General features: G+C 40.4%; 12 protein-coding genes and 1 riboswitch. Of the genes, 10 read left to right on the top strand and 2 right to left on the bottom strand.

The features are described from left to right. Positions 1 to 142 precede the first annotated feature (142 nt). Positions 143 to 595 carry a hypothetical protein gene (locus J2Z40_RS13225; RefSeq protein WP_066392301.1) on the top strand — a complete coding sequence of 151 codons (453 nt, stop codon included), beginning with the start codon at positions 143 to 145 and terminating at the stop codon, positions 593 to 595. A 426-nt stretch (positions 596 to 1,021) separates the two neighbouring features. Here the strand turns inward: J2Z40_RS13225 and J2Z40_RS13230 are convergent, their stop codons facing one another. Continuing rightward, entirely contained in the window at positions 1,022 to 2,125 is a 1,104-nt protein-coding gene (locus J2Z40_RS13230) for a 5-methyltetrahydropteroyltriglutamate--homocysteine S-methyltransferase (protein WP_066392306.1), read from the bottom strand. A gap of 95 nt (positions 2,126 to 2,220) precedes the next feature. Continuing rightward, a riboswitch (SAM riboswitch) is annotated at positions 2,221 to 2,321 on the bottom strand. Between the two features lie 201 nt (positions 2,322 to 2,522). On the opposite strand from J2Z40_RS13230, the gene J2Z40_RS13235 reads away from it, so the two are divergent. From J2Z40_RS13235 to J2Z40_RS13250, 4 genes are all read left to right on the top strand, one after another. After that, entirely contained in the window at positions 2,523 to 3,194 is a 672-nt protein-coding gene (locus J2Z40_RS13235; protein WP_245350101.1) for a GntR family transcriptional regulator, read from the top strand. Beyond that, positions 3,191 to 3,811: a sterol desaturase family protein gene (locus J2Z40_RS13240; RefSeq protein ID WP_066392316.1), complete on the top strand. Its 621-nt coding sequence runs from the start codon at positions 3,191 to 3,193 to the stop codon at positions 3,809 to 3,811. Before J2Z40_RS13235 ends, J2Z40_RS13240 begins: the two co-directional genes overlap by 4 nt. A gap of 247 nt (positions 3,812 to 4,058) precedes the next feature. Further along, positions 4,059 to 4,208 (top strand): hypothetical protein, encoded by a 150-nt coding sequence (locus tag J2Z40_RS19835; RefSeq protein ID WP_245350100.1) that lies wholly within the window; start codon positions 4,059 to 4,061, stop codon positions 4,206 to 4,208. A gap of 206 nt (positions 4,209 to 4,414) precedes the next feature. Then, entirely contained in the window at positions 4,415 to 5,470 is a 1,056-nt protein-coding gene (locus J2Z40_RS13250; RefSeq protein ID WP_066392320.1) for a threonine aldolase family protein, read from the top strand. A 373-nt stretch (positions 5,471 to 5,843) separates the two neighbouring features. Here the strand turns inward: J2Z40_RS13250 and J2Z40_RS13255 are convergent, their stop codons facing one another. Beyond that, positions 5,844 to 6,812, bottom strand: coding sequence for a sugar phosphate isomerase/epimerase family protein (locus J2Z40_RS13255; RefSeq protein ID WP_066392322.1), 969 nt, complete (start codon positions 6,810 to 6,812; stop codon positions 5,844 to 5,846). Between the two features lie 373 nt (positions 6,813 to 7,185). On the opposite strand from J2Z40_RS13255, the gene J2Z40_RS13260 reads away from it, so the two are divergent. The 5 genes from J2Z40_RS13260 to J2Z40_RS13280 all read left to right on the top strand — a co-directional run bounded on the left by J2Z40_RS13260 (position 7,186) and on the right by J2Z40_RS13280 (position 12,613). Then, positions 7,186 to 8,175: a LacI family DNA-binding transcriptional regulator gene (locus J2Z40_RS13260; protein WP_066392325.1), complete on the top strand. Its 990-nt coding sequence runs from the start codon at positions 7,186 to 7,188 to the stop codon at positions 8,173 to 8,175. Positions 8,176 to 8,189: 14 nt separating this feature from the next. After that, positions 8,190 to 9,197 carry a Gfo/Idh/MocA family protein gene (locus J2Z40_RS13265; protein WP_066392327.1) on the top strand — a complete coding sequence of 336 codons (1,008 nt, stop codon included), beginning with the start codon at positions 8,190 to 8,192 and terminating at the stop codon, positions 9,195 to 9,197. 133 nt (positions 9,198 to 9,330) lie between these two features. After that, complete coding sequence (locus J2Z40_RS13270) at positions 9,331 to 10,137, top strand: sugar phosphate isomerase/epimerase family protein (protein ID WP_066392331.1); 807 nt, start codon at positions 9,331 to 9,333, stop codon at positions 10,135 to 10,137. 10 nt (positions 10,138 to 10,147) lie between these two features. Next, on the top strand, positions 10,148 to 11,131 hold the full coding sequence (locus tag J2Z40_RS13275; RefSeq protein ID WP_066392334.1) for a Gfo/Idh/MocA family protein: 984 nt from the start codon (positions 10,148 to 10,150) through the stop codon (positions 11,129 to 11,131). A 507-nt stretch (positions 11,132 to 11,638) separates the two neighbouring features. Further along, positions 11,639 to 12,613, top strand: a complete 975-nt coding sequence (locus J2Z40_RS13280) for an ABC transporter substrate-binding protein (RefSeq protein ID WP_066392336.1) — start codon at positions 11,639 to 11,641, stop codon at positions 12,611 to 12,613. Positions 12,614 to 12,679: the final 66 nt, after the last annotated feature.

A 12,679-nucleotide genomic window follows, 5' to 3' on the forward strand; every position in this document is an offset into this window, starting at 1 on the left:
GATGAGAAGGCCACCAAGCGAAGCGCGGTAGTAACCCCTAACATTTTTACACTAGCAAACAAGTGAAATGCGACAACTATCTTGACAAACACCGATATTTAAACCCTATATGTTAAAATCATAAAAGAAGGGGGGTGAAAACATGGAGGAATTATTAAAGCAGATACTTACGGAAGTATCCGACATCAAAGATGGGCAAAAAAGAACGGAAGAACGATTTGATAAAATGGACCAACGCCTTGAAAGAATGGAAGCATGGCAAGAAAAGGCAGATCAACGTTTTGCGAATATAGAGACTTGGCAAGAAAAGGCAGATCAACGTTTTGCGAATATAGAGGCATGGCAAGAAAAGGCAGATCAACGCTTCGCGAATATTGAGACTTGGCAAGATGATGCGAATCTAAGATTTAAAACAATGGAAAAGGAATTAGTTAATCTTGGAGCTGGACAACTTCGTCTAGAAAAAGGGCAAATGGAAATCAAAGAGGAAATTCGGTTTGCTAAACACAATCAAGCCCTCATTTTATATGACCTAACTTCTGTTAAATCCTCACTTTCGGAGAATTTCAAAGAATTGCAAAAGAGGCAATTATAATGCGGATATGTGAATTAGACATAGAATCCGCTACACCACTAACATCTATACCTAAATCGAATTTGATGGACAGTGAATCCGTTAATTACGAAAAATATGACAATAAATCCTTCATTTTCATGCATTAACGGATTCAGGGTCCATAAACCCTAGGAAAAATAATCTTTATGAATTATTAACGGTACTACAGTCCTTTTAAAAAAGGTCAAGCAACTCCCCGAAAATATTGAGCACAGCAGGTAAATTCGGTAAAATCCGATCGACGATTAGCCCCTACACTGGTTCTATCAATCCTATTTCAAGGCATGTTTTAATAGCGAGGCTCTTAACTTCGGACCGAAAGCGAATTTCAATTGTTTCTTCTCCGGACCAAAAATAATAAAAGGAAAGCGAACACCATCCCAAACGGTGTTCACTCCACATCCCTCATCCCCAAATCTCTTTAGAAATCTCAACAATATACTTCAACTTCCCCCACTGCTCTTCTTCACTTAAAATATTCCCATGATGCGTAGAAGCAAAGCCACACTGCGGGCTAATACATAAATTCTCAAGTGGCACATACTGAGAAGCTTCTTTCACACGTGCAATAATGTTTTCCTTCGCTTCTAATTCGCCACGCTTGGATGTAAATACGCCAAGAACAACCTGAGGGCCATCATTTGGAATATATTCTAATGGCGTGAAATCGCCTGAACGATCATCATCATATTCAAGGAAAAAGCCGTTTACTTTCTCTTTCGCAAACAGGACGGGCGCAATTTTTGCATAGCTGCCTTCAAAGGCCCAATTCGAACGATAGTTGCCCCGGCAAAGATGAGTCGTAATGATTAAATCCTCTGGTTTATCCTCAAGCACACCATTTACGACTTTCAATGCCAATTCAATTAATTCCTCGCGAGTCGCACCGCTATCATTAAAAGGAATGTCAGGCGCATTCAGGCCAGCTATGTAAACATCATCTAGCTGCAAGTATCGACAACCGGCCTCATAAAAAGCGTTGATGGCATCCCGATAGGTTTGAATCACATCATTTGCATATTCTTCAATGTTCGGATAGATTTCCTTAGTGCGAATCCCAGCATTAAATAATTGATTCGGACTTGGAATCGTTTGTTTAGCAACAGCACGATCGCCAACAATTTCTTTAAATTCTACAAAGTCTTTAATATGCGGATGGTCCTGGTTAAAAGAAATTTTACCAACAACACGCACATCATATCGTTCCGTTTCTTCGCCTTTAAATTTAAAACCGTGTTCAGGCACATACCCTTCGACCCCATTTAAGTGCTCAAGGAAATCAGTATGCCAGAATCTGCGGCGGAACTCCCCATCTGTCACGGCTTGTAAGCCTACTTCAATTTGCTTATCCACTATTTTTTTGATTTCTTCTGTTTCAATTTCGTGAAGCTCTCCTGCAGTTAGTATTCCTGCCTGGAAATCCTTTCTTGCTTGATGAATTCTTTCTGGTCGTAACAAACTTCCTACATGATCAGCACGAAATGGAGCCTTTACTAATGTTTTTGTCATTTGAATCTTCTCCCTACTTTTTTATTTTTTTAATACAAATAACCCTCTTCATAAAAATAAGAAGAGGGCTGATTACATACATAAATGTTCCGCTCTTCTTATCTTGTAGCATTTCGCTACTGGAATTGGCACAGTACTTAAAAAGTCCGCTGCCGAGGCTTCAAAGGGCCAGTCCCTCCACCTCTCTGGATAAGAAAATTTGAAAATATTAAATTATTAATCAATTTACACTTAAAAAGGCAGTTTGTCAACTTGTATTTTCATTATTTTTATAATTTTAAGAATATATTGACACTTAAATCAATAAACAATAATATATTGGTAATACCAAAGGTCTTATTGGTATGACCAATTGAAAAGAAAGGGGAATACACGTTTGAAGCTGCGATCTTCTGAATTGATTTGTAAAAAAGTAATCTCAGCTATTTTAGAAGGAGAATATATAGTGAACGAGCCCTTATTAGCGGAGAGGGAAATGGCTGTGAAATATCAGGTTGGCAGACCGACGATAAGGGAGGCGCTTCAGCGTTTAGAGCGAGATGGGTGGATCGCTGCGCGCAAAGGGATGCCTGCTGTTGTGAATGATTATTGGTCATATGGAAATCTCATGACGATTGTAGACATTTTGCAGTGCTATGAGGAAATCCCGAATGTATTTATTGAATATATGCTCGGTCTTAGAATTGCACTTGCTCCTGCTTATATGAAAGAGGCGGTAGCACATAATCAAGTGAAGGTGATTGCGTTATTTACGAAGCTTGACGAACTTCAGGATGATGCCAAATCGTATGCAGTGTTTGATTGGACTTTACATCAAAATCTTGCACAGCTCTCCCCAAATCCGATCTATCGATTGCTATTAAATAGTTTCGCAGACATATATATTCCGATGGCGGAAAAATACTTTAGTGAGCCACTGCATAGGAAAGTGTCAAGCCAATACTATGATGATCTTGTTTTATCTCTTTTGAAGGGGGATGTGGAAGCAACAGAACAGCTGACAAAAATGATGATGGAACAAAGCTTAGTGCTATGGATGAAGAAAAGTGAAGGGGCGAAGGAATCATGAAAAAGAAAGGGTTGTATCGGGATTTTTTTCTTCATTTTGATATTCTTTTTATGCTGGTTGTATTTAGTATCGCAACGGTCTTCGTACTAGTAAAAGGAGTTACTTGGGTATACATGCTGTTTTTTATAATAGGATTAGTTACTTACATGTTTACAGAATATTTAACACACCGCTATTTCTTTCACTTAAAAACGCCGAAAAATCCTTTTTTCCTAAAATTATTGAAACGTCTCCATTATGATCATCATAAACATCCAAATGACTTAAAGCTATTGTTCCTCCCACTCTGGTATAGCATTCCTAATTTACTCATTGCAGCAGGCATCTTCTTTTTAATCGTCCAATCGGTCGTTGGAACCATATCGTTTATCACTGGGACCATTCTCATGCTTCTCATTTATGAATGGAAGCATTATGTAGCTCATCGTCCAATCAAGCCGAAAACAAAACTAGGTATTTGGGTGAAAAAGACGCATACCCTCCATCACTATAAAAATGAAAACTATTGGTATGGCGTTTCCACTCCATTTGTAGACGTATTATTTGGGACATTAAAAAATGAAAAAGAAGTAGAGACGAGTCAGACAGCAAAGGATTTAGAAAAGCGGGCAAAATAATCTTTTACAATTAAAAAAATACAGTTTATTAAACACACTACATTCACAATTGAGATTAACAAAATCTCTCTTTTTTTATGCCCAAATGTCGCTTTAGACGTTATTGTGCAACCTGTTTTAAGCATTTATTATGTTGACATAGTCCGCTAAAGGGGGCGACAATGATCCTAAATGATTATGTCATAGCTGATATTCGACAATTCATCGGTTTTATACGAATATCCTTGGTTTATTAGAGAAGCATGTATTGAATACGGGCTATTCTTTTACAGAGGCAAGGGTCATTTTAGAGATTGGTTTCTTGGAACAATGTATCGCAAATCAATTAGTTGAAAATCTGGATATTGATCGCAGTTATATGAGTGGAATCATTGCTAAGCTTAGTAAAGATGGATGAATTAGCAAGAAATTTTCGACGGTGGATAACAGAACGAGTTTGATTCGATTGACACCTAAAGGAATCGCTTTATTTAATCAACTAAATGAAAAATAGGATGAACAAATAGTGAAATTACTGCAAGGCTTGTCACAAGAAGAAATTAACGAAATACATACGTCTATGTTGTTGATTCAGAAGAAATTAGATGGTTGGAGGGACTATGAATGATCCGTTTTGAAAATGATTATGCTGAAGGTGCGCATCCGCGCATTCTGAAACGGCTAATAGAAACCAATGAAGAGCAGACACCTGGGTATGGGACGGATGAACATTGTGAAAAAGCGAGAACGTATATTAGAAAAGCATGTGATGCAGAGAATGCAGATGTTCACTTTTTAGTGGGAGGAACACAAACAAATACGACGATTATCTCTTCCATATTACGCCCGCATCAAGGGGCAGTTGCTGCAATTACGGGTCATATCGCTGCACACGAAACGGGAGCGATTGAAGCGACTGGCCATAAAGTGCTTACTTTGCCGAGTGAGGATGGAAAAATTCAAGCTGAACAGGTGAAAGATTTATATGATGCTCATTGGAATGATGTGACTCATGAGCATATGGTTCAGCCAGGATTGGTTTATATTTCTCACCCGACTGAAAATGGGACAACTTACAGTAAATCTGAATTAGAGGAATTAAGCAAAGTTTGCCGGGAACGAGGGTTGCCGCTGTTTATGGATGGCGCACGATTAGGCTATGGCCTGGTCTCGAAAGACAGTGATTTATCCTTAGCAGATATTGCTGGACTTTGTGATGTGTTCTATATCGGTGGAACGAAAATTGGCGCATTGTTTGGGGAAGCAGTAGTCATTATGAATGATCATCTTAAAAGGGATTTTCGGTATTTTATCAAGCAAAAGGGAGGATTACTCGCTAAAGGGAGATTATTAGGGATCCAGTTTGAAACGTTGTTTGAAGATGGTTTATACTACGAAATTTCGAATCACGCTGTGGAAATGGCGATGATGATTCGAGAGGCGTTTGTTGCAAAAGGGTTTTCATTAAAATATGATTCCAAAACAAATCAACAATTTCCTATTTTACCGAATGATGTGTTAATGAAATTGGGCAATAAATATTCCTTTTCCATGTGGGAAAAGGTGGATGCTGCCCACAGTGTTGTTAGATTTTGTACAAGCTGGGCTACAAAAAAGGAAAATGTTGAAATGCTAATAGAGGATATTAAGAAATTGGAATGCAGATGCGTGAATGGGTAAGCGTATGATCCTGCCTTTGAACGGAAATTTTGCGGACATACATTCCGTTATTGCAGTAAAAAGCCTATGATTAGTAAATGAAACGGACTCACGTTCCGCTATTAGCTATTTAGAAGAACTATTTAAGTGATTTGAGTTAAATAAAGGAACTGGTGTCCGCAAAAGCGAGAATTTAGGCATGTTTTTGCAAAATAAGAGATCCTGTGTCCGCATAATAACGGTTCCTTGAGTAAAGCAAAAGAAAATCGCTCGGATCATATGATTTAGTAATTTGCAAAAAACAAATAATAGAAACCGTCGGTAGTCTAGCCCTTCTAACGGTTTCTATTATTACAAAAGTGAGTCCAGAAATCATTCGAGGCAAAAGATTTACCTAAACCCACCACATCCCCCCAACCGACTCCTTCACCATCACCGGCTTCAACGTCTGAATCGCCTTCTGAAACCCTTCATCCACAGACATCAACCCATCCTCATGCTCAATACTCACCACATAATCATACCCATACAGTCGAAGCGTGCTAATGAGATCTGCCCAAACCTTTGAATCATGCCCAAATCCAACTGTGCGGAAGTACCAGGAGCGGTTTTGCATGTCGCTATAAGACGTCATATCGGTTAAGCCGTTTCGATTCGTGTTCACTTGATCGATAATTGCATCCTTCGCATGGAAATGATGAATGGCTTTTTCTCGTCCGAGTATTTTAATCGCTTCCACTGGGTCAATGCCTTGCCACCACATATGGCTTGGGTCGAGATTGGCGCCGATTGCTGAGCCGCATGCCGCCCTCAGACGTAATAGTGTAGCAGGGGTATGTACTGAAAATCCGCCATGTAGTTCTAGGCCGATTTTTACATTGAGCTGTTCAGCAAGTGCTGCTTTTTCCTTCCAATAGGGGATGATTTTTTCTTCCCATTGCCATTTCAAAATTTCTTGGTATTCATTTGGCCAAGGGGAGATAGGCCAGTTCGGATATTTCGCATCATCATGGTCACCAGGGCAGCCTGAAAACGTGTTGACGACAGGCACGCCAAGCTTGCTTGCCAGTTGAAGTGTTTTTGTAAATACAGCATCCGCATCCTCAGCGATTGCCTTTTGCGGATGAAGCGGATTTCCATGACAGCTCAGGGCACTGATGATTAATCCTCTACTCGCAATCTTTTCTAAAAATTCCCTCTGCTTCCCATCCTCAGTAAGCAATTCATCGAGCTTGCAGTGCGCATCCCCAGGATACCCGCCTGTCCCAAGCTCCACAGCCTCAATCCCCATCGAACTCACATAATCAAGCATCTCATCTAAATTCTTATCTGAAAATAACACAGTAAACACGCCTAATTTCATAATAAAGCACCATCCTTAAAAAGTTATTTTGTAATCCGTTACATGGGATTTTAAATAGATTATAAAAAACTAGAGCGTAATAAACGGTTGAAAAAGGTAAGTTGGTTGGAGCGCAAGTGTGCGAGAGACTCGTAAAAGCATGCACATTTCCTTCGTGCGGTGTGTCACGCCCTGCGGGAATTATGGGAGAGTTTCCCGTTGGTTTGTTGAGCATCCCAAAGCGCAAATCAACCTCTACAAAAAGAAGTTTTATATAATTCAGCTATATTTCTCGCGTTATCATAATATATTGATTAACAAGCCAATACATTCGAAAATCATTTTGTAATCGATTACAAATTTCTGTCATAGAGTATGAAAGAGGGAAACGATCATGGCAAATATCCAGCAGGTAGCTCAAAAAGCAGGTGTATCTGTAGCAACAGTTTCAAGGGTGCTGAATCATGCGGCATCGGTTAGCCCAAAAACGAGGCTAAAGGTAGAGAATGCGATTAAGGAATTGAATTATGAGCCGAGTATGCTAGGAAGAAATCTGCGAAACTCGGAAAGCCGGCTTATATTAGTGCTGCTTCCTAGTGTTTCTAATCCTTTTTACACAGACATTATTAATGGGATTCAAACGACGGCGATTGCCAACAGCTATCATATCCTGCTTTGTGAGACGGATTCGAACCCGCAGCGTGAAAATATTTACTTCAATATGATTAAGAATAAATTGGCGGATGGGGTTATTTCGATGGATCCGACCGTCAATATGCAGAAGCTGAATGAATTAGCGGAGAGTCACCCTGTGATTCTCTGCAGTGAGTATGAGGAAGGCGGAAGTATTCCGTATGTGACGATTGATAGTGAGCTGGCGGCCTATCAAGCGGTGAAGCATTTGATTACATTAGGCAATGAGAAAATTGCACTCATTAATTCAGATGAAAAGTTTTTATATGCGAGACAGCGAAGGAGCGGGTATGAGCGAGCATTGAAGGAGTTTAATCTCCCCACCCGAGCTGAATGGATTTACCACACGAAAGACTTGGAATTTCAAAATGGCGTTCAAGCAATAAGGATGCTGCTAGAGCTAGAGGAAAAGCCAACAGCAATCTTCGCTGTTTCGGATACATTAGCAATTGGTGCCTTAAAAGGAATTAATGGCAGTGGGCTGCATGTCCCGAATGATCTCGCTATCGTAGGCTTTGATAATATTAGTTTTTCGAATATGACGAATCCGACATTGACGACCGTTTCACAGCCGATGTACAAGATGGGCTGTACTGCTGCCAATTTGCTTATGCAAAGCATGAAGGGGGAGCAGGTGGAAAGCGTTGTGCTTGATCATGATTTAATTATTCGTGAGTCAACAATGGGGTAAGGAGGTATTTCAGAATGGGAATAAAAGTAGGGATTATCGGCTGCGGTTCGATTGCGAAATTCCGTCATGCACCAGAGTATCAAGCAAACCCGCATGTGACGGAACTTGTTTTCTATGACCGGAATGCAGCGCGAGCAAAGGAATTGGCACTGGAATTTGGCGGCTGTTATGTAGAAACAGTGGACGAACTAATCAATGATCCGACGATTACAGCAATTAGTGATTGCTCCTCTAATGAAGTCCATCATATCCATACATCCAATGCATTATTAAGCGGCAAGCATGTGTTATGTGAAAAGCCTTTAGCGATCAATGTGGCGTTTGCTGAAAAAATGCTAGAAGCAGAACGCAAATCAGGCAAGAAATTAATGATCGACCATAACCAGCGCTTTACGAAAGCCCATCAAAAAGCGAAAGAACTGCTTGATCAAAAAGAACTTGGTGAAGTGTTAACCTTTAAAACAACCTTTGGGCATCAAGGGCCAGAAGGCTGGGGCGTAGACAAATCAAATGCGACATGGTTTTTTAAAAAGGATCGGTCGTACTCAGGCGTTGCTGGTGATCTTGGCATTCATAAAATCGATTTAATCCATTATTTACTAGATGATGAGATTGATGTGGTGCATGCGTTTCATGGGGCGCTTGATAAGGTGGACGAAACGGGCGAAAAAATTGAGGTTTGCGACAATGTAGTCTGTGCATTGAAGACAAAAAGGGGTCGATTAGGAACGGCTTCCTTTTCATGGACGTATTACGGGGCAGAAGACAATTCCACAACGATTTATTGCGAGGGTGGGATTATCAAAATCTATCAGCATCCAGAAGCCCAGCTCATTATCGAAAAGAAAGATGGCACAGTCATTAAATATGAACTAGAGCCAATTCAAACAAATGAGAACCAAACGAACACCGGAGTAATTGATGCTTTTATTGATTGCATTATCAATGATCGGGAGCCACCCGTTACTGGAAAGCAAGCACTAGCTTGTCTAAAGGTCATTGATCAAATACTTGGCTTATAGAATATATTCATTGCAAAAGTCATATTTTCATACTAAATATGTAATGGATTACATAGTTTTAAGTATCTGTTTTTACGAAAGGATACAGCTGTTTCCATGTAATCAATTACATATCGACAGGAGGGTCGGCGAAATGTTGAAGCAGCTTGCAATTAATTCGAATACGTATCACGGGTTTTCACTTGAGGAGGCAGTCAAAGGGGCAAGTAGAGCTGGGTTCACACAAATCGAATTATCTGCTGTAAAGGATCATACGGCACATGTGCTACCAGAGATGTCATCCGAACAGCTTCGTAATGTGAAGGCTTTGCTTCAGGAATACAACATGAAATGTGTAGGCATTGGTGCCCATAGCAATGTGATGAATGAAGAAGGAATCGCAAATTTAATGAAGAGCATCGATTTGGCGGTTACATTTGATTGCCCATACATGATTACAGCGACAGGTAACTCGCATGATGATTCAGATGTGATTGAGGATGAAAGGGTGTTGGCTCGGAATATAGAGGCTGTCATTCAGAAGTGTGAGCAAGCAAATAAAGTGCTTGCATTTGAAACACATGGCAATAATTATCCGACAGGTGTTGCCTTGAAAAAACTGGCTCATTCCCTAAATAACCGCGTCAAAATCAATTATGATACGGCAAATGTGATTTTCTATGGGAATACGATGCCCTATGAGGATTTAGAAGCATCCGCCGACAATGTAGCATTTATCCATCTCAAGGATAAACGGGGAGCCAATCAAGAATGGAATTTTCCCGCGATCGGGGATGGCGAGTTAGATTTCCGCAAAATTCTCGGCATTTTAAAAACAGCGAATTATCAAGGGCCAATTAGTGTGGAAATTGAATTTACCCCAGAAGGTCCTGCTAGTTTGGAAGAAGTGAATGAGGCCGTTCGAAGGTCCTACACCTATCTTTCAAGATTACTAGAGTGAGGAGGACAAGATGAAAAACATTGGCCTCGTCGGTTTTGGATTTGTTGGGAAAATGCACTTGAAAGCCTATCAATCGCTGGACAATTGCCAGATAACGGCCATTTGTACGAAAAATAAAGAAGCGATTGGAGACGATTTTCAAGGAATCTTTGTTTCTGACTATGATGAGTTACTGCGCTCTAATGAGATTGATATAATCGATCTTTGCTTGCCGACATTTTTACATGAGGAATATATTACGAAGGCGGCAAGAGCGGGAAAGCATATTATTTGCGAAAAACCATTAACATTGACACTTGATTCTGCTGAACGGATTTTAAAAGAAGTCCGTGAAAATGGCGTCCGATTGTTTGTCGGGCATCTGCTCCGGTTTTGGCCAGAATATCAGCAGATCAAATCGCTTAGTGAATCGGAGAAATTAAGTGAGATTGAAATTGTTCATGCGAAACGGCTCGGTCAGGCACCAGCATGGAGTGAGTGGTTCCGCCATCCAGAGAAAAGCGGTGGGGCACTGTTTGATCTCCATATCCATGATATCGATTTTGCCACGTATTTACTTGGTGAAGTGAAATCCGTGTATGCAGTCGGCATGAAAAACAACTTTGGAGCTTGGGATCAGATCCTAACGACTCTTTCTTTTAAAAATAATTGCCAAGCATTTGTTGAAGCCTCTCACCGAATGCCTAAGAGCTATCCATTTACGATGTCGTTCAGGGCACAAGCGATCCAAGGAACAGTGGAATACCGTGTGGCCGCCGGCGAAAACATCGAGCAAATAAATGAACGCAAGCTTGTTTACTACAGTCACGAGCAGTCATTTCCCATAGATGTAGCCGAGGAAGATGCGTTTCAAAATGAACTTGCCTACTTCATTCAATGTGTGGAATCAAATCAAGAAAACAAGGTCATTCCTTTAGCAGATGTATGGTATACGCTTAAACTATTGAAGGCGATTGAAGCATCGTTAGAAACAGGGGAGATCATAATGGTTTAACTAGCACCCACATTCTCAGCAATACTCCCTCTTGTTTTTTCAAAAATGTAAGCGTTTTTGTCACTTGGTTATTTGATCAGGTACAGTTAAGCTCGTAATTAAAAAAACGTATTTGTGAAAAGGGGAAAATTGGGAGTTAAGAAGGGTTCAAAACGCCCGTATTTGTAAAGGAAAGAAAAATCGGTAGTTAAGAAGGGTTCAAAACGCCCAAATTTGTAAAGGAAGGAAAAATTGGGAGTTAAGAAGGGTTCAAAACGCCCGTATTTGTGAAAAAAGGAAAAATTGGTAGTTAAGAAGGGTTTAAAACGCCCGTATTTGTAAAGGAAGGAAAAATCGGTAGTTAAGAAGGGTTCAAAACGCCCGTATTTGTAAAAGAAGGAAAAATTGGTAATTAAGAAGGGTTCAAAACGCCCGCATTTGTAAAAGAAGGAAAAATTGGTAGTTAAGAAGGGTTCAAAACGCCAATATTTGCAAAAACAGCCTTTAATAAAAAGGGGGAAAAAGTTCATGAAAAAGATTACTTATCTCTTTCTATTGCTTGTGTTGTGTTTGGTTCCTGTTTTAAGTGCATGCAACTCGGAAACAACAGATGAAGGCGAGGACATTGGAGAGGATGCAGGAAAGAAACACAAGATTGGCATTCTCGCCCCAGCTGTGACACATGGGTGGGTGGCTGCGGTTGCTTACCATGCAGAAGCACGTGCAAAGGAGCTTAATAGTGAGATCGAGTATCAAATCCAAACGAGCAGCAATGCAGAGGAAATGACATCTCAGCTAGATGATTTAATGACATGGGGCGCTGAAGCGATCGTTGCATTCCCGCAGTGGGAAGGAATGGAAGTGCCGATCCAGCGTGCATTAGATGAAGGCATTAAGATAGTTAATTTTGATATTGTCATTGATTCCGCTGATATTTATCGCGTCGCTGGAGACAACGAGGATATGGGCATTCAAGGAGCGAAATACATTGTAGACAAGGTTGGCACAGAGGGAAATGTCGTCATTCTTGAAGTACCGTCATCCGGATCGGTTTCTGAGCTGAGAGGCAAGGGCTTTACAGATACGATCAAAGAAATTGCCCCGAATATGGAGCTTCATACGTATGCGACTAAGTTTACACGTGAAGATGGCTTAAAGGATTTTGCGGATATTTTAACAAGCCTAAAAGAAATCGATGCGGTCTATTCAATGGATGACGAAACATCGATCGGTGTGCTGCAAGCGATCAAAGAAGCAGGCAGAACAGATATTAAAGTTGTCACAGGCGGTGGCGGCATGCAGGAGTACTTTAATATGATGCCTGAAAATGAAGACATTTGGATTCAATCCGCCCTCTACAGCCCAGCGATGGTAAAGGATGCGGTAGATGTTGCCCTTAAAGTACTAAAAGGAGAAGAAGTAGAAAAAGAAACGATTATTCCAACAACAATCGTCGACAGAGACAATTATGAAGAATTCATTGATGCCAACTCCCCTTACTAACATATAAACATACGAAAGAGAGGATATGGCAAATGCTATAGCCTCTCTTCTTCTACTAAGATTTGG

Source organism: Cytobacillus eiseniae (assembly GCF_017874625.1).
In the GTDB taxonomy this organism is placed as follows: Bacteria; Bacillota; Bacilli; order Bacillales; family Cytobacillaceae; genus Cytobacillus; species Cytobacillus eiseniae.